Below are 17,802 nucleotides of genomic sequence, written 5' to 3'. Positions count from 1 at the left end.
TCGTCGCCACTCTGGTGAGCGAGGCGTGAGCAGCCATCCCGGCGACCCGTGCCTGATGGCCGCGACCCGCTTCGCCCGGCTTCGCCGCGCTCGCGATCGCGGCTGATTTGATGGCCGCGACCCGCTTCGCCCGGCTTCGCCGCGCTCGCGATCGCGGCTAGGGTCTGAGCTCATGCGGGTTTACATCCCGGCGACGCTGGCCATGCTGACCCAGTTGGTCGCCGACGGTTCACTGCGGCCGGTCAGCGGGACCGCGTTCGCCGTGACGCCGGCGCTGCGGGAGTCCTACGCGCACGGCGACGACGAGGAACTGGCCGAGGTGGCCCTGGGCGAAGCGGGTCGCGGCCATCAGGCACGGGTCGCCGGGATGGCTGCTCACGCCTCGCTCACCAGAGTGGCGGCGTAGTCGGGTACGTAGTGGTAGCTCCCGCGGTCCGGGCGCTGATAGTCACCGGTGACGACCGGCCGGTCCGGCAACTCCAGCGGCGGAAGCGCTACCTCGGAGTAGGGAATCGTCGACAGCAGGTGCGCCATCATGTTCAGCCGCGCGTGCTTCTTGATCTCCGCCTCGACCACATACCACGGGCTCGCCGCGACGTCGGTGTGCGCCATCATCTCGTCGCGGGCCCGGGAATAGTCCTCCCAGCGGTTCACCGCCTCGAGGTCCATGGGAGACAGCTTCCAGCGCCGCAGCGGATCGTTGCGCCGCTTGCGGAACCGGCGCAGCTGCTCGCGTTGCGAGACCGAGAACCAGTACTTGCGCAACAGGATTCCGTCGTCGATCAACAGCTGCTCGAAAACCGGGGCCTGCGCCAGGAACTGCGCGTGCTCGTCCGGCGTGCAGAATCCCATCACCTTCTCCACGCCGGCGCGGTTGTACCAGGACCGGTCGAAAAGCGTCACCTCGCCGCGGGCCGGCAACGCTGCGACGTAGCGCTGGAAGTACCACTGCCCACGTTCGCGTTCAGTGGGCGCCGGAAGTGCCGCCACGTGCACCACGCGCGGACTCAGGCTCTCGGTGATGCGTTTGATGGCACCGCCTTTGCCGGCCGCGTCGCGGCCCTCGAAGAGCACCACGATCCGGGCGCCGGTAGCCCGCGCCCATTCCTGCAGTTTGACGAATTCGATTTGCAGGCGCTGCAACTCGGCTTCGTAGACGTCGTCGGCGATCCGGCGCTCGGCGAGCTCACCGCTCACGTGGCCGCCTCCAGCAGCTCAGCGAGGGCTTCGTCCAACAGCGCCGAGACCAGCCCCACGTCGCTCATGGACTTGCGGTCGGCGTTGACCCCGTAGTACAGCGTGCCGTTGTAGGAGGTGACCCCGATGGTAAACGCCTTGTTGGGCAACAGCGGTGGCACGCTGTAGGTCTCGAGCAGTTTGGCACCGCAGACGTAGAGCTGGCGCTGCGCACCGGGGGCATTGGTGATCAACAGATTGAACACCCGCCCGGAGAACCCGGCGAAGGCGGTCGCGACCCGCACACCCATCGCGTGCAGCGTCGGCGGGGCGAACCCCGACACGGTCAGGATGGTGCGGGCGTCGACCAATCCGGTCGAGGTGGGGTGGGATTCGGTGGCGTAGGCGATCTGGGAGAGCCGCACCACCGGATTGGGTTCTCCGACCGGCAGATCCACCAGGAACGGGGTGACCGCACCGATGGGCTGCCCCGCGGTGTCGTATTCGTGGTCGGGGTAGACCGACAGCGGCGCCATGGCGCGCACCGTCCGGGTCGAGCCGACCGGCTCGCCGCGGGACAGCAGCCAGTTACGCAGCGCCCCGGTGATCACGGCGAGCACAACGTCGTTGATGGCGCAGTCATAGCGAGCCCGCACCGTGCGATAGTCCTCCAGCGCGCCCTTCGCCACCGTGAACAGTCGGTTCTGCGACACCTGAGTGTTGAGCGGACTGTGCGGCGCCGTGCCGCGCGCGATCGCCCGCGCCGTGTCGAAAGCCTTGCGGCCCAACCAGGTCAGCGGGCTGCCGGCGGTCGATCCCACCGCCTGCAGCTGCGTGCGCGGCGCCGCCACCCAATCCCCGACCGCGCCGAGGACCAGTTCGACGGCGCCGGGCTCGCGCCGCGGAACCCAGATGTCCTCGTCGAACGGCGGTGGCCGCTGCGTCCGGTCGACCAGGACGTGGCCGAGGGCCGGCGCCGCCATCCCGTTGACCAGCGTCTGATGCGACTTGATGTACAGCGCGATCCGGTTGCCGGCCAGCCCCTCGATCAGGTACATCTCCCACAGCGGCCGGAACCGGTCCAGCGGCTGCTGGCTGAGATAGGCGATCAGCTCGTGCAACTGCCGGTCACTGCCGGGTGACGGCACCGCGAGATGGCGCACGTGATAGGTGATGTCGAACTCGTGGTCGTCCACCCACACCGGGCGGGCCAGACTCATCGTGACTTCGCGGATCTTCTGCCGGTAACGCGGGGTCTGGGGCAGCCGTTGCTCGACGGTCGCCAGCAACTTCTCGTAGCCCAGTCCGCCACGCGGGTTACGCAGGATGTACAGCGACTGCACGTACATCGGCGTGGTGGTGTTGTCCAGGCGGTAGAAGGACGCATCCGTCGCCGACAACCGGTTCACCATGCGGCCCGCCCTCCCTGCTGACTCGATCCGAACGGGCGCCGCCAGCGCCCCGAACCCGAGAAAAGTACTGCCGCTCACGGTAGCCCGCCCCACGCGCGAAGCGCACACCGATACGGCCGCGCGGCGCACGCGGATACGGCCGCGCCGCGATTGTGCAATGATCGCGCAGACAGACCCCTGCCACTCTCCAGCAGGACCCCGATCGGATCGACCGTGGAGAGCTGCCGTGACCACCGACCCCACCCCGCCCGTGCGTTGCACTGTCGTGCCGGTGACCGACTACGAACCACCAGCCCGCGCGGCGGTGCCGCGCCGAGGCGCACCGCGGGCATCGGCGCTGTGCTCGCGGCCCCACCGCGCCCATCCGGCGGGACCGGGGCCGGACCGGCCCGCACGGGGCGGGCTGCCGGCGCCGTTACAGTCAGCCGCCGTGTTCGCCGACGCCGCGCTGCGCCGGGTGTTGGAGGTCATCGATGGGCGGCGCCCACCGGCGCATATGCACCCGCTGTTGGCCGCCGGGCTGGCCGAATCGGTGCTGTCGGTGCGCCGCGGGGCGGCCGCGGCCCGCGGCGGGCCGGCGACCTTGGAGCGGGTGCGCGTCCAACCGGCCGGCCCCGCCGACCCGGCCACCGCCGTCGAGGCGTTCGGCACCTACCGGCGCGGCCGGCGTACCCATGCGCTGGCCTGCCGCATCGAGCGGGTGGCCCGGGCCGGACCCGGCACCCGAGTCGGCATGGCCTGGCAGATCGTCGCCCTGCACATCGGCTGAGGGCGGGCCTCAGCTCTTGCGCGGCGTCTTAGGCGGCTTGGGTCCCTTGCCTTCGCGGCGGGCCGCTTCGCGGCGCTCCCGGCGAGAACTCGCTCCCGCCGGCTGCAGGTCACGGTTGCGCCGCACCTGCGCGGAGCCGTCCTCGTCGGGACCGGAGTAGGTCAGCCCGGCCGCGCCGTCGGCGCCGTTGGCGCCGTTGGCGCCGTCGATTCCCTTGGCGCGCAAGCCGAATTCCGCCAGTCCCTCGGGGGCGTCCACCGGTGCCACCGACGGTGCCGGCGCGGCCTCGACGGCGACGTTGAACAGGAAGCCGACCGACTCCTCTTTGAGCCCCTCGAGCATGCCGGTGAACATGTCGTAGCCCTCCCGCTGGTACTCCACCAGCGGGTCGCGCTGAGCCATCGCCCGCAGACCGATGCCCTCCTTGAGGTAGTCCATCTCGTAGAGGTGCTCACGCCATTTGCGGTCCAGCACGGACAGCAGCACGCCGCGTTCCAGCTCCCGCATCGCCCCGGGACCGGCGGTGGCGTCGACCTGCGCCTCACGCGCCGCGTAGGCGTTCTCGGCGTCGGCGAGCAGTGCCTCCAGCAGCTCCTCGCGGGTCAGGTCATCGGCCTCACCGACGTCGTCGGCGTGCAGCAGTTCGTGGTAGTCGATGCCGACCGGGTACAGCGTCTTCAGCGCCGTCCACAGCTGTTCGAGGTCCCAGTCCTCGGCGTAGCCCTCACTGGTGGCGCCGTTGACGTAGGCGGTGATCACGTCGACGAGCATGTCGTGGGCCTGCTCGGCCAGGTTCTCGCCATCGAGGATGCGGCGGCGCTCGGCGTAGATCACCTTGCGCTGCTGGTTCATCACCTCGTCGTACTTGAGGACGTTCTTGCGGATCTCGAAGTTCTGCTGCTCGACCTGGGTCTGGGCGCTCTTGATCGCCCGGTTGACCATCTTCGCCTCGATGGGCACATCGTCGGGCAGGTTCAGCCGGGTCAGCAGGGATTCCAGTGCCGCCCCGTTGAACCGTCGCATCAGCTCGTCCCCCAGCGACAGGTAGAACCGCGACTCCCCCGGGTCGCCCTGCCGGCCGGACCGGCCGCGCAGCTGGTTGTCGATACGTCGCGATTCGTGCCGCTCGGTGCCGAGTACGTAGAGCCCGCCGGCCTCGATCACTTCCTTGGCCTCGGCGGCCGCCTCCGCCTTGATCGCGGTGAGCGTGTCGTCCCAGGCGGCCTCGTACTCCTCGGGGGTTTCGACCGGGTCCAGGCCCTGGCTGCGCAGCTTCTGGTCGGCCAGAAAGTCCGGGTTGCCGCCGAGTACGATGTCGGTGCCGCGACCGGCCATGTTGGTCGCCACGGTGATCGCCCCGCGCCGGCCGGCCTCGGCGATGATGTGCGCCTCGCGCTCGTGCTGCTTGGCGTTGAGGACATTGTGCGGGATGCGCCGCTTGGTCAGCTGCTTGGACAGGTACTCCGAGCGTTCCACACTGGTGGTGCCGATCAACACCGGCTGGCCCTTCTCGTAGCGTTCGGCGATGTCGTCGACGACCGCGGCGAACTTGGCCTCTTCGGTCTTGTAGATGAGGTCGATCTGGTCGGTCCGGGCCATCGGCTTGTTCGTCGGGATCGGCACCACGCCCAGCTTGTAGATCTCGTGCAGCTCGGCGGCTTCGGTCTCGGCGGTGCCGGTCATCCCGGCGAGCTTGTCGTAGAGCCGGAAGTAGTTCTGCAGCGTGATGGTGGCCAGCGTCTGGTTCTCGGCCTTGATCTCGACGCGCTCCTTGGCCTCGATGGCCTGGTGCATGCCCTCGTTGTAGCGCCGCCCGACCAGCACCCGGCCGGTGAACTCGTCGACGATGAAAACTTCGCCGTTGCGGACGATGTAGTCCTTGTCGCGATTGAACAGCTCCTTGGCCTTCAAGGCGTTGTTGAGGTAGCTGACCAGCGGCGAGTTGGCCGCCTCGTAGAGGTTGTCGATGCCGAGCTGGTCCTCGACGAACTCCACCCCGAGCTCATGTACCCCGATGGTGCGCTTGCGCAGGTCCACTTCGTAGTGGACGTCCTTTTCCATCAGCGGCACGATCCGGGCGAACTCGGTGTACCAGTTGGAGCTGCCGTCGGCGGGCCCGGAGATGATCAGCGGGGTGCGGGCCTCGTCGATCAGGATGGAGTCGACCTCGTCGACGATGGCGAAGTTGTGCGGGCGCTGCACCAGCTGGTCGAGCGAATGCGCCATGTTGTCGCGCAGGTAGTCGAAGCCGAACTCGTTGTTGGTGCCGTAGGTGACGTCGGCGTTGTAGGCGGCCCGCCGCTCGTCGGGGGTCATCTGGGACAGGATCACCCCGACCTCCAGCCCCAGGAAGCGGTGCACCCGCCCCATCCACTCGCTGTCGCGTTTGGCCAGATAGTCGTTGACGGTGACGACATGCACGCCTTTGCCGGAGATGGCGTTGAGGTAGGCCGGCAGCACACAGGTCAGGGTCTTGCCCTCACCGGTCTTCATCTCCGCGACGTTGCCGTAGTGCAGGGCCGCACCGCCCATCAGCTGGACGTGGAACGGCCGCTGGCTCAGCACCCGCCAGGCCGCCTCGCGAGCCACCGCGAACGCCTCGGGCAGCAGGTCGTCGAGGGATTCGCCGTCGGCGTGACGCGCGCGGAACTCGTCGGTTTTGGCCCGCAGTTCGGCGTCGGTCAGACTCTCCACATCGCCGGAGAGGGTGTCGATATAGTCGGCGACCTTCCTGAGCCGTTTGACCATGCGGCCCTCACCAAAACGCAGCAACTTGGACAGCACGGCTATGTCCCCTACTCAGTCTTCTTCCATTACGAGCGTCACCCATGGTAGGCGACACCGCCGCACAGCCCGGCTTTGCCGCGGCTGAGCAGTGTTTCGGGGGGCCCGACAAACGGTGTCAGACTAAACGGATCAGACCGTAGTCATAAGCGTGCCGCCGATAGACCACCGAGGGCTGGTCGGTCTCCTTGTCATGGAAGAGAAAGAAGTCGTGGCCCACCAGCTCCATCTCATAGAGCGCGTCGTCGACCGACATCGGCGTGGCGGGGTGCTCCTTGGTGCGGACGATCCGGCCCGGCTCGTGGTCGTGGCCATCGAGTAAGGAACCATCGCCTTCGGCCGCCCCGTCGCGCCGGTCGGGCTCGGCGATGCCATCCCGCTTGAACGCCGCGGCCAGAAACGCCGGGTCCAGCGCGGTGGCCCCGGTCGCCTCGGCCACCGAGACCGGGGTCTTGTCACCGTAGGAGACGTTGCGGCGGTCTTTGCCGCGGCGTAACCGGCCCTCCAGGCGGTCGATCGCGGCCTCGAACGCGGCATAGAAACTGTCGGCGCGGGCCTCACCGCGCACCACCGGTCCACGGCCGTGCGCGGTGATGTCGATCTGCTGGCAGGACTTTCGCTGCCGGCGGTTGTTCGCGTGCTTGAGCTCGACGTCGAAGAGCCGAATGGAGCGGTCCAATCGCTCCAGGCGGGCCAGCTTCTGCGAGACATAAACGCGGAAGTGGTCCGGGATTTCGACATTGCGGCCCTTGACCACGACTTCGGCGCCCGCCACCTGAGCGGGGCGCTCGCCGGTGTCGACCGGCGTACGGCTGGTTTCCATGAATTGACTCACCATGCTCGACACTCTCTTCTCGTCGTCTCGACCACGTACTCCCACGGTTCCCCGTCCTTGATGACGACCGTAGCCATGCCACCGGATACGTGCCACTGGTTTGACGCACCCGTTGCCAGTTGGTAGCCGCGCCGGCATCAAGCCGCCGCGATCACCAGCGCGGCGGCCACGGGAACCCCGCCGTTCCGCAGCACCCGCACCGACTCCGCCAGGGTGGCGCCGGTGGTGACGACGTCGTCGACGAGCAGGACGTCACCGCCGCGACCGGCGGCGGTCAGCCGGCGCCGGTTCAACAGCACCCGGCCGGCGATGTTGCGTTCGCGGGCGCCGCTGCCCAGCCCGACCGAGTCCCGGGTCAATGCCCGCATCCGCAGCGCCGGCGCCACCGTCATGCCGGGATGCCTCGCCGACGCCGCGGCCGCGATCCGCCGGATCGGGTCGCCGCCGCGCCGGCGGGCGGCGCTAGGCCGGGTGGGCGCGGGGACGATCGTCAGCGGCAGCTCGAGCATCCGCCAGCACAGCAGCCGGTCCAGCGCGAGCGCCAGCGTCAAGGCCAGCGGAGCGATGAGATCGGTGCGCCCACGCTCCTTCACCGCGACGATCGCCTGCCGGCGGGCTCCGGCGTAGCGGCCGAGCGCGAACACCGGCACCTGCGGGTCGAGCCGCGGACTGGCCAGCCGGGGCTCGCCCGGACCGACGGCGAGCTGCGCCGCGCAGCCGGCGCACCAACCGGTCGCCGGGGCGCCGCAGCCACCGCACTGGCGGGGCAGCATCAGATCCAATCCGGCGTCGAGCACATCGCCGAGGCTGCCATCGGCCACCGACAGCCCGACCCGAAAATGCCTACTACGTCATGTCGTAACCGCATGTCAAGGGGCATTTAGTCCACAATGACGTGGACGCCGGACCCCAAAACCGTGAGGTCCCTAACAGATTCACGAATTTTGTTCCTCGATACTGTTAGCGTCCGGGTCCATGACCGCCAAACCAACCCAGATCGGTACTCCCACCAGCGATTCCGGCCGCGCTGGGGCGCTGGTCGGCAAAGGCTGGGCGCAGGGCGTGGCCCTGGTGATGATCTTCGGATTCCTGGTGATGGGCATCTTGGCCTATCGCACCTACACCGCCTCGATGCCGATGCCCCAGAAGGTTGTCACCGAGACCGGACAGCAACTGTTCACCGGGGAGGACATCACCCGCGGCCAGGAGTTGTTCCAGGCCCGCGGACTGATGCAATACGGGTCGGTGCTGGGCCACGGCGCCTACCTCGGCCCGGACTACACCGCCGAGTACCTGCGGATGGCCACCGAGAACGTGGCCGGCCAGTTCGAGGCGCAGGGCGTGGTCAATCCGCACGACGAGGTGGTGGCCGAATTCCGCACCAACCGCTACAACGCCGACACCGGCACCCTGGTCTTCACCGACAAGCAGGCCCGGGCATTCGCTGACATCCAGCGCCACTACGCCGAATACTTCGGCGAAGGCTCCACCAAGTACGGCCTGCTGCCGCACCTGATCACCGACTCCGGCGAGATCCGCGACCTGACCGCGTTCTTCGCCTGGACCGCCTGGGCGTCGGCGGCCGACCGGCCCGGCCACACCTACAGCTACACCAACAACTGGCCCTCGGAGCCCCGCGTCGACAACGGCCCCACCGGATCGGTCGTGGTGTGGTCGGTGCTGTCACTGATCGCGCTGCTGGGCGGGATCGGAATCATGTTCACCGTCTACGGCCGCTGGAGCCAGAACATCGGCTGGCACGGCACGGAGATGACCAAGCTCGAGTTCCGTCAGCCCGGTGACGTGGCGCTGACCCGGTCGCAGCGCGCCGCGATCTGGATCTTCGCCGTGGTCGCAGTGCTGTTCCTGGCCCAGACCCTGCTGGGCGGCGCCGTCGAGCACTACCGGGCGGACCTGTCGGAGTTCTACGGCATCGACCTGGCCAAGATCCTGCCCTACAACCTGGCCCGGACGTGGCACCTTCAGCTGTCGCTGTTCTGGACCGCGGCGGCGTTCCTGGCCGGCGGAATCTTCCTGGTGCCGTTCATCACCCGCCGTGAGCCCGGCAAGCAGTCGGTGTTGGTCTACGGTCTGCTCGGCGCACTCGCGGTGGTGGTCTTCGGATCCATGGCGTTCGAGGCGCTGTCGATCTTCGGCGTGATCAAGCCCGGCACCGTGTGGTCGCAGCAGTGGGAGTTCCTGGACCTGCCGCGGTTGTTCCAGGTGCTGCTGATCGTCGGGCTGTTCCTGTGGATCGTCATCATCTGGCGCGGCATGCGCGCCAAGCTGTCGACCACCTCGAAGATGAACCTGCCGTGGCTGTTCTTCTTCACCGGCCTGGCCATCCCGACCTTCTACGCGGTCAGCCTGCTTGCAGGCAGCGAGACGCATTTCTCGGTCGCCGACTTCTGGCGGTTCTGGATGGTGCACCTGTGGGTGGAGGACTTCCTGGAACTGTTCACCACGGCGATGGTGGCCTATATCTTCGTTCAGCTCGGGGTGGTGCGGGAGAAGGTCGCGCTGCTGGTGATCTTCCTCGACATCATCTTGTACTCGGCCGGCGGGGTGATCGGCACCATGCACCACCTGTACTTCTCCGGCACCCCGGTCGAACACATGGCGCTGGGTGCGTTCTTCTCAGCCGCCGAGGTGATCCCGCTGACCTTCCTGACCGTGGAGGCCTGGGCATTCCTGCAGTTGGGCGCTCGGCAAGAGGCCGGTGGCCAGCACAACTTCCCCGCCCGCTGGGCGGTGATGTTCCTGGTCGCGGTGGGGTTCTGGAACTTCCTGGGCGCCGGCATCTTCGGCTTCCTGATCAACCTGCCGGTGGTGTCCTACTACGAGATCGGCACCGCGCTCACCGCCAACCACGCGCACGCGGCGATGTTCGGGGTCTACGGCATGCTCGCGGTGGCCCTGGCCATGTTCGCCTTCCGGTACGTGATCCCGGCGGACGAGTGGCCGAACAAGCTCGCCCGAATCTCGTTCTGGGGCATGAACATCGGCCTGGCGTGGATGGTGTTCGTCACCTTGCTGCCGCTGGGTGTGCTGCAGCTGTTCCACTCGGTCAACGCCGGCTATTTCGAGGCGCGCTCCCTGGGCTACATCACCCAGCCCGGCAACGCCGTGCTGGAATGGCTGCGGCTGCCCGGCGACTTGATCGTCATCATCGCCGGGGTGCTTCCGTTCTGCTGGATCGCATGGACGGCACTGCGCAACTTCCGCTCCGGTGAGACCGTCGACGAACTGCCGGAGCACCCGCTGTACACCTCGGTGGAGAGCGACACCGAGACCGCGACCAAGGGCTGATCGACGATGACGATGCCGGGAGCATGGGTGTGGCTGATCTCCGGCTACGCCCTGCTTCTGCTCGTCTTCGCGTGGGGCTTCGATGCCATGGCCAAGCGGACCTCTGAGCGCGCCGCCCAATGGCGCACCGGAAAATTCGCCTACCACGAAGATCACGACGCCTGGAAGTGCCCACAGGATCAGTGGCTCTGGCCGACCGCCTTCGACCCGGCCAACCGGGTGATGCGGTATCGGGCCACACCGTCGATCTGCAACGCCTGCCCGGTCAAGGACACCTGCACCACGTCGAACCACGGCCGCGAGATCAGCCGGCCGGTGGACCCGTGGCCGCATTCGGAGGCGGGCCGCTTCCACCGCGGTATTGCCTGCGCGGTGGCCGGATTCGGGGTGGTCATGCCGCTGGCGACGCTGATCGCCAACCACCGGCCCGCCGACGTGCTGGTGCTCGGCGCCACGATGGCGCTCGTGCTGGCCGGCGGGTCCCCGCTGCTGCGCCATCTGTGGAACACTCCGTCGAACGCCCCGGATGACATAGCGCACCGGATCAGTCCACAACAGCGGACCGAGAAGGTGGAGGCGGCCATCGACCGGTACTCCACCCGATGGGGCGGCTTTGCCGATAGCTCGAGGAGGCAGCGCAATGAGTGAAGCCCTCATCACCGTCTTGGTGATCGTGATCGCGTTGCTGGCCGCGCTGGCCTACTTCTCGGTCAAAGTGCTGCCGGAGTACGAACGCGGCGTCGTCTTCCGGTTCGGCCACGCCCGTCCGCTGTATGAACCCGGGCTGCGGTTCCTGATTCCCCTGGTGGACAAGATGGTCCGCGTCGATGAGCGGGTGGTGACCCTCACCATCCCCCCGCAGGAGGTGATCACCCGCGACAACGTGCCCGCCCGGGTGAACGCGGTGGTGATGTTCCAGGTGGTCGATCCACTCAAGGCGATTCTGGCGGTGGAGAACTACGCCGTGGCCACCTCCCAGATCGCCCAGACGACACTGCGCTCGCTGCTGGGCCGCGCCGACCTGGACACCCTGCTGGCGCACCGTGACGACCTCAACGCCGACCTGCGCACCATCATCGACACCCAGACCGAGCCGTGGGGTGTGCAGGTCCGGGTGGTCGAGATCAAGGACGTGGAGATCCCGGAATCTATGCAGCGGGCGATGGCCCGGGAGGCCGAAGCCGAGCGCGAACGCCGGGCGAAGGTGATCAACGCCCGCGGTGAACTGCAGGCCTCCGAGGAACTGAGCCAGGCCGCCGAGACGCTGTCACGCAATCCCGCGTCGCTGCAACTGCGTTACCTGCAAACCCTTTTAGAACTCGGCGCCGACCAGAACTCGACGGTGGTCTTCCCGCTGCCGGTGGACATCATCACCCCGTTTCTGGGCGGCGGTTCGCCCAGGCGCTGATATGGACCAATGGCCCTGCAGCTGCTCTGTTCACGCGGTTACCCTGGGCAGTGCCGGGCGCGGTCGACGCCCGGCCGGCGATTCGGGAGCCACCATGGGTGATCGGAAGTCAACACACGCGGTCGTCGTCGGGATCGACGGATCACCGGCCGCGCGCAGCGCCGCGGTCTGGGCCGCCCGCGAAGCGGCCGATCGGAACCTGCCGTTGAAGCTGGTCTATGTCATCGGCCCTGGTGGCGACCCGGCCGATCCCCCCGACCCGCAGGCCGCCGCCTCCAGCGCCCTGTCGCAGGCCCGCGAGGCGGTGCAGGCCAGCACCGGAGTGCAGGCCGAAACCGAGTCGCTGCACGGCAACCCGCTCGCCACCTTGATCGAACTGTCGCGTTCGGCGGCGATGGTCGCGGTGGGCTCGGTCGGGGTGGCCCACACCTGCCACCGCGCCGGTTCGACCGCGGCCGCGCTGGCCGGGTCGGCCCGCTGCCCGGTCGCGGTGATCCGCAGTCCCGACGCCCCACGACGCGGCGGGGCGATCGTCGCCGAAGTGGATGCGTCACCGGACAATAGGGCCGTGCTGGGTTGGGCGATGGCCGAAGCCAAGCTGCGTCACGCGCCCTTGCGGGTGGTCACCTGCGATGAGCAGGTGCGGCGCCGGCTCGACGACTGGGCGCAGCGTCACCCCGACCTGCCGATCGATGCCATCACCGCCGGCGACGCCGCCGGCTACCTCGCCTCCTGCCTGGCCGAGGAAGCCGAGTCGGTCCAGTTGTTCGTCTCGGGCACCCGCGACCGGCGCAGTCTGGGCTGGGCCGGCGGCACCGGCGGCTGTTCGGTGCTCACGGTGGGCGGGACGCCGCGGTGACGGCCGCGGCGAAAAGACGCGGCATGGTCACAGTCTTCCTGGTCGACGATCACGAAGTGGTGCGCCGCGGCCTGATCGACTTGCTCGGCGCCGATCCGGAGCTCGACGTGGTGGGTGAGGCCGGCTCGGTGGCAGAGGCGCTGGCGCGCATCCCGGCCCTGCGTCCCGACGTGGCGGTGCTCGACGTACGGCTGCCGGACGGCAACGGCATCGAGCTGTGCCGCGATCTGCTGTCGCGCATGCCCGAGCTGCGCTGCCTGATCCTGACCTCGTTCACCTCCGACGAGGCGATGCTCGACGCCATCCTGGCCGGCGCCAGTGGCTACATCGTCAAAGACATCAAGGGGATGGAGCTGGCCCGTGCCGTCAAGGACGTCGGCGCCGGACGGTCCCTGCTCGACAACCGCGCGGCGGCGGCATTGATGGCCAAACTGCGCGGCGCCGCCGCCAAGCCCGACCCGTTGTCGGGGCTGTCGGAACAGGAACGCACCTTGCTGGGCCTGCTCGCCGAGGGCCTGACCAACAGGCAGATCGCCGACCGGATGTTCTTGGCGGAGAAGACCGTCAAGAACTATGTGTCGCGGCTGTTGGCCAAGCTGGGCATGGAACGCCGAACCCAGGCCGCGGTGTTCGCCACGAAGCTCGAGCGCTCCCGGAATGACTGATCACGTACCCGCGGACGGTCCGAATCCCTTGCGCGACACACTTTCCCAGTTGCGGCTGCGCGAACTGCTGGTCGGCGTCCAGGACCGGGTCGAGCAGATCGTCGAAGGACGCGACAGGCTCGATGGCCTGCTGGCGGCCATGCTGGTGGTCACCTCCGGGCTGGAACTCGACGCCACCCTGCGCTCCATCGTGCAGACCGCCACCAACCTGGTCGAAGCCAAATACGGTGCACTGGAGGTGCACGATCACGACCGGCGCATGGTGGAGTTCGTCTACGAGGGCATCGACGACGACACCGTCGGGCGGATCGGGCGGCTACCCGAAGGAGTCGGTGTGGTGGGCCTGCTGATCGACGATCCCCACCCGCTGCGGTTGGATGACCTGACCAAACACCCCGCGTCGGTGGGTTTTCCGGCGTACCACCCGACGATGCGCACATTCCTCGGTGTGCCGGTAGGTGTGCAGGACGAGGTCTTCGGCAACCTGTATCTCACCGAGAAGACAGGAGGGCAGCCGTTCAGCGAGGACGACGAGGTGCTGGTGCAGGCACTGGCGGCGGCCGCCGGCATCGCCATCGCCAACGCCCGGTTGTATGCCCAGGCCAAGGCGCGGCAATCCTGGATCGAATCCACCCGCGACATCGCCACCGAACTGCTCTCCGGCACCGATCCCACGACGGTGTTCCGGCTGATCGCCGAGGAGGCCAGCAAGCTCACCGGCGCCGAGTCGGCGCTGGTTGCCATCCCCCTGGACGAGGACCTCCCCGAAGCCGAGGTCAACGAGCTGTTGGTGGTCGAGACCGTCGGTGCGGCAATGGGTTCGGTGTCCGGAGACACCATCCCGGTCGCGGGGACCCCGGTCGGCGAGGCATTCTCCCGGCGGATGCCGCGCAAGGTGGATCGGCTGCGGTTGGCCGGCGTCGACATGGTCGGCCCGGCGCTGATCCTGCCGTTGCGCGCCGCGGACGCGGTGGCCGGCGTCGTCGTGGTGGTGCGCCACGCGGGCGCCAACCCGTTCAGCGGCGAGCAACTCGACATGATGGCCGCGTTCGCCGACCAGGCCGCGCTGGCCTGGCAGTTGGCCACCTCGCAGCGCCGCATGCACGAACTCGACGTGCTCACCGACCGGGACCGGATCGCGCGCGACCTACACGACCACGTGATCCAGCGGCTGTTCGCCGTCGGATTGTCCTTGCAGGGCACCATTCCTCGGGCCCGGTCTGCCGCGGTGCAGCGCCGGCTGAGCGACGCGGTTGACGACTTGCAGGAGATCATCGGCGAGATCCGCACCACCATCTTCGATCTGCACGGCACCTCCTCGGGGGTGACCCGGCTGCGGCAGCGGCTGGACAACGCCGTCGCCCAGTTCTCCGGTTCGGGACTGCACACCACCGTCGCGTTCGTCGGCCCGCTGTCGGTGGTGGAGCCGGCGCTGGCCGATCACGCCGAGGCGGTGGTCTCCGAAGCCGTCAGCAATGCGGTGCGGCATTCCGGCGCCACTGCATTGAGCGTGCAGATCAAGGTCGAAGACGACCTGTCCATCGAGGTGACCGACAACGGCCGCGGGATGCCGCAGGTGGTCACCCGCAGTGGCCTGGCCAATCTGAAACAGCGCGCCGAGCAGGCCGGCGGCGCCTTCGGCGTCGAATCGGCCCCGGGCGGCGGCACCGTGCTGCGCTGGTCGGCCCCGCTGATGACATAGCCGCTAGGGGCCGCCTCGGCCGCCTTCGCGTCGCTTGTCGGAGCCCGCTGTTAGCTTGTTGCTCGCCTGGGCGCTCCCGGACGGGAGGCCGCAGAGAACGGAGAAAAAATGCCTTCCTATTCAGCAGTCCCCGAGTTGGTGCTCGGCGGACGTCCCTTTCCAGTTGCTCTCGACCGAGTCCGCCGGTACTGCGGACTCAGCTGGAGCGGCGGGGCGCCGGAAACGTGGGCCTTCGCCTACTACGACGCGATCCGAACCGATCCCGGCCGGCTGACGCCGGTGGACGTCATCAGTACCGCAGCCCTGCACCCCGGAATCAGCCGCAGCAACCTGGCCTTCTTTGCCGAGCAACGTGACCTGATCCAGGAGTGGCTCGACGAAGCTCCGGTCGGCGTCCCGCTACAGGAAGCATCCGACGATCTGGTGACACACCTGGCGGCGCTGGCGAAATGGTCACCGGCACCGTACTTATCACTTGTGACGAAGGTCTTGCACCGCAAGCGACCTGAACTCATCCCCCTCGTCGACCGCCATATCGTCGACCACTACCGCCCGTTGACCGGACAGCGACGCGCCGAAGCCGCCTGGCCGCGGCTCCTGCACGAGATCCAGGCGGACCTGCAGGGACCGGCCGGCACGGCGCTGGCGGGGTGGGCCGGCCAGATCGGCTCCGAGACCGGCGTTTCCGTCAGTGCGCTGCGGATTCTCGACATCGCGGTGTGGATGGACGGTGAGCGATGACCGGCACGATCACCCCCGCCGTACCGGTGCACGGCGTGCATCATGAAATCCGCGGGTTCGACGGCCACATCCAGACGATGGAAGCGGCCTTCCACACCAATGTCCTCGACGGCACCCAGCCGTTCGTCCGAGCTGTAACCGTCACGCGCGCCACCGAATCAACGCTGCAGCTACCCCCGGATCTGCTGGTCGAGCGGCGCTGGCGCCTGCCCCGCTCGACGCATGTCCTAGCACGCACCGCGGATGCAAGCGTGCTACTCGAATTCCGTGACCAATCGGTCTCTGTCAAAGTCAGCGCCGACCGCATGGAGCGCGCTGATGAGATCGCGGAAGCCTTCGTCGCGCAAAAGGGCACACCCCGGTCATCGGAGACCGTCACCTTGAAGATGGTCGCCTCCACCGATATCGGCGTGCGGACCCGGCGGAACGACATCGAGGCACCGGCATGGGAGGACATCGCACGCAACTACCCTGCCGACGTCGAGCGGCGCCTCGCCGATCTCGTGGGGCTCGACGGACCGGGATCGCGCGGACGCCTGGTGCTGTGGCACGGTCCGCCCGGAACCGGGAAAAGCACCGCACTGCGCGCTCTCGCCCGGAAGTGGAGATCGTGGTGCGACACCGTCTATGTGGTCGATCCCGAGCAGATGTTCCGAAATGCGGGCTACCTCCTGGAGGTGCTGTCCGGTGAGCCATCCGAGCGTGAGAACACACCGCGCTGGCAGCTCATCATCGCCGAAGATACCGATGAATACCTGCGGGTGACCGCCCGGCAAGACGCCGGCGCGGCCCTCGGACGCCTGCTCAACGTGACCGACGGGATACTCGGCCAGGGGATGCGAACCATCATCTTGCTGACCACCAACGAGGACATCAGCAAACTGCATCCCGCGCTCACGCGGCCCGGTCGTTGCCTGGCCGAAGTCGGGTTTCAGAAGTTCACCGTGGCGCAGGCACGCGCCTGGCTGCCCGCGGACGCACCGGCACCGACAGCACCGTCGTCGCTGGCCGAACTCTACGAAAGACTGGGCACCAACAGTCGGATCAGTACCGCTCCGACCCAGGAACCAAGCAACACGGGGATGTACCTATGACCGGACAGACCACACTGCGCATACCGGCCGTACTGGACGAGCGGTCCACCGACGACGCGGTGAAACTGCTTCAGGACTACCGCAATCACTACACCGGCTGGCACTTCGAGACGCTGGGCCACCCGTGGAACGCGCCCGCGACGATCAACACGGTGACAGCCGCCGACTTGCTCGCCCTGAACACATTGTCCGTCCAGGGCTCCGCTCGGGCCTCCATCGAAATTCTGGGCACCGGTCTGGCCCAGGAGTTCACCGAACTGCTCAAGCAGATCAGTCCCGATCTCGACCTGGTCGACGCGACCGACGCCGATATCGGAAACGACTCGCCCGCGAATCGGCTGTGGCAGCTGTGCCGCCCCGACGGCACCAGCCGATGGGGCCATTTCGGCCCGGTGACCACCAGCAAATTGCTGGCACGCAAACGCCCCCGGCTGGTGCCGATCTACGATTCGGTGGTCCGCGACCAGTACGGTTTGCCCGACTCTCGTGGGCTGTGGTCCGGGATGCGGGCAGCGCTGCAAGCAGATGACCGGCGCCTGCACCGCCACGCGGAAATGCTGCGCCGCAGAGCGGACCTGCCCGACACCGTCACACCGTTACGTGTGATCGACATCGTGGTGTGGATGCAGGGTCAAACACCCGACTCGCAGTAGCTCAGGCGAACACGTTTTGAGCGTCGCGCGGATGCGTGGTCACCCATTCCACGGTGTCGTCGAGGAAGCGGCGCGGGGTCGCCGGCAGCGGGTCGGCGTTGATCGGCGCCCAGCCCACCCGCAGCAGCATCTGCGGATAGCCGCTGGTGCCGAAGACATCGCGGCGTACCGCGGCGCGGGTTTCGGCGATCTCGAGCGGCTCGGTGACCGGGCAACTGGCCAGCCCCAGCGCCGTCGCGGTGAGCAACACCACGCTGGTGGCCTCACCGGCGCGCAGTTGCGCCAGCCGGTCGTCATCTCCGGTGCCCAGCGCCAGCATCACCGCGCGGTCCTCGGCGGGGGCGGCCCCGGGTGGCTGGGCCAGCAGCGGGTCGGCGAACAGCCGCCCCGGAATC

General features: G+C 68.1%; 16 protein-coding genes and 1 pseudogene. 11 read left to right on the top strand and 6 right to left on the bottom strand.

The window, feature by feature from the left end:
* Positions 1 to 172: 172 nt before the first annotated feature.
* A pseudogene (locus tag A5694_RS07075) lies at positions 173 to 337 on the top strand (DUF6912 family protein); the annotation flags it as partial.
* 38 nt (positions 338 to 375) lie between these two features.
* Here A5694_RS07075 and ppk2 read toward each other — a convergent pair.
* On the bottom strand, positions 376 to 1,197 hold the full coding sequence (ppk2, locus tag A5694_RS07070; RefSeq protein ID WP_064921130.1) for a polyphosphate kinase 2: 822 nt from the start codon (positions 1,195 to 1,197) through the stop codon (positions 376 to 378).
* On the bottom strand, positions 1,194 to 2,588 hold the full coding sequence (locus A5694_RS07065; protein WP_064921129.1) for a WS/DGAT/MGAT family O-acyltransferase: 1,395 nt from the start codon (positions 2,586 to 2,588) through the stop codon (positions 1,194 to 1,196). The genes ppk2 and A5694_RS07065 overlap by 4 nt, the downstream gene beginning before the upstream one ends.
* A gap of 430 nt (positions 2,589 to 3,018) precedes the next feature.
* Here A5694_RS07065 and A5694_RS25155 point away from each other — a divergent pair, with 430 nt between their 5' ends.
* Positions 3,019 to 3,357: an Rv3235 family protein gene (locus A5694_RS25155; RefSeq protein ID WP_109535624.1), complete on the top strand. Its 339-nt coding sequence runs from the start codon at positions 3,019 to 3,021 to the stop codon at positions 3,355 to 3,357.
* Between the two features lie 9 nt (positions 3,358 to 3,366).
* Here A5694_RS25155 and secA read toward each other — a convergent pair whose 3' ends face one another.
* From secA to A5694_RS07045, 3 genes are all read right to left on the bottom strand, one after another.
* The gene (gene secA, locus A5694_RS07055; RefSeq protein ID WP_064921127.1) at positions 3,367 to 6,141 is read right to left on the bottom strand and encodes a preprotein translocase subunit SecA; all 2,775 of its coding nucleotides are present in this window, start codon (positions 6,139 to 6,141) and stop codon (positions 3,367 to 3,369) included.
* A gap of 118 nt (positions 6,142 to 6,259) precedes the next feature.
* The gene (gene hpf / locus A5694_RS07050; RefSeq protein WP_064921126.1) at positions 6,260 to 6,979 is read right to left on the bottom strand and encodes a ribosome hibernation-promoting factor, HPF/YfiA family; all 720 of its coding nucleotides are present in this window, start codon (positions 6,977 to 6,979) and stop codon (positions 6,260 to 6,262) included.
* 134 nt (positions 6,980 to 7,113) lie between these two features.
* Complete coding sequence (locus A5694_RS07045) at positions 7,114 to 7,749, bottom strand: ComF family protein (RefSeq protein WP_064921132.1); 636 nt, start codon at positions 7,747 to 7,749, stop codon at positions 7,114 to 7,116.
* A gap of 202 nt (positions 7,750 to 7,951) precedes the next feature.
* Between A5694_RS07045 and A5694_RS07040 the strand changes: the two genes are divergently transcribed.
* The 9 genes from A5694_RS07040 (at position 7,952) to A5694_RS07000 (ending at position 17,407) form a co-directional block, all read left to right on the top strand.
* Entirely contained in the window at positions 7,952 to 10,285 is a 2,334-nt protein-coding gene (locus tag A5694_RS07040) for a nitric-oxide reductase large subunit (protein ID WP_064921125.1), read from the top strand.
* Positions 10,286 to 10,291: 6 nt separating this feature from the next.
* Positions 10,292 to 10,933: a hypothetical protein gene (locus A5694_RS07035; protein WP_064921124.1), complete on the top strand. Its 642-nt coding sequence runs from the start codon at positions 10,292 to 10,294 to the stop codon at positions 10,931 to 10,933.
* On the top strand, positions 10,926 to 11,693 hold the full coding sequence (locus tag A5694_RS07030; protein WP_064921123.1) for a slipin family protein: 768 nt from the start codon (positions 10,926 to 10,928) through the stop codon (positions 11,691 to 11,693). Before A5694_RS07035 ends, A5694_RS07030 begins: the two co-directional genes overlap by 8 nt.
* 94 nt (positions 11,694 to 11,787) lie before the next feature.
* On the top strand, positions 11,788 to 12,552 hold the full coding sequence (locus A5694_RS07025) for a universal stress protein (RefSeq protein WP_064921122.1): 765 nt from the start codon (positions 11,788 to 11,790) through the stop codon (positions 12,550 to 12,552).
* A gap of 23 nt (positions 12,553 to 12,575) precedes the next feature.
* Positions 12,576 to 13,217 carry a hypoxia response regulator transcription factor DosR/DevR gene (gene dosR / locus A5694_RS07020; protein WP_064921121.1) on the top strand — a complete coding sequence of 214 codons (642 nt, stop codon included), beginning with the start codon at positions 12,576 to 12,578 and terminating at the stop codon, positions 13,215 to 13,217.
* Positions 13,210 to 14,919, top strand: coding sequence for a GAF domain-containing sensor histidine kinase (locus tag A5694_RS07015; protein WP_064921120.1), 1,710 nt, complete (start codon positions 13,210 to 13,212; stop codon positions 14,917 to 14,919). Before dosR ends, A5694_RS07015 begins: the two co-directional genes overlap by 8 nt.
* A 108-nt stretch (positions 14,920 to 15,027) precedes the next feature.
* Entirely contained in the window at positions 15,028 to 15,660 is a 633-nt protein-coding gene (locus tag A5694_RS07010) for a DUF6308 family protein (protein ID WP_131809535.1), read from the top strand.
* Positions 15,657 to 16,754, top strand: a complete 1,098-nt coding sequence (locus A5694_RS07005; protein WP_064921118.1) for a DUF5925 domain-containing protein — start codon at positions 15,657 to 15,659, stop codon at positions 16,752 to 16,754. Before A5694_RS07010 ends, A5694_RS07005 begins: the two co-directional genes overlap by 4 nt.
* Complete coding sequence (locus A5694_RS07000) at positions 16,751 to 17,407, top strand: DUF6308 family protein (protein ID WP_064921117.1); 657 nt, start codon at positions 16,751 to 16,753, stop codon at positions 17,405 to 17,407. Before A5694_RS07005 ends, A5694_RS07000 begins: the two co-directional genes overlap by 4 nt.
* A gap of 1 nt (position 17,408) precedes the next feature.
* Here A5694_RS07000 and A5694_RS06995 read toward each other — a convergent pair.
* A partial coding sequence (locus A5694_RS06995; RefSeq protein ID WP_207515939.1) for a nitroreductase family protein occupies positions 17,409 to 17,802 on the bottom strand: 394 nt, incomplete at its 5' end.

It is taken from the genome of Mycolicibacter sinensis (assembly GCF_001667945.1).
GTDB lineage: Bacteria > Actinomycetota > Actinomycetes > Mycobacteriales > Mycobacteriaceae > Mycobacterium > Mycobacterium sinense_B.
This window is presented reverse-complemented; position numbering and strand designations above follow the sequence as displayed.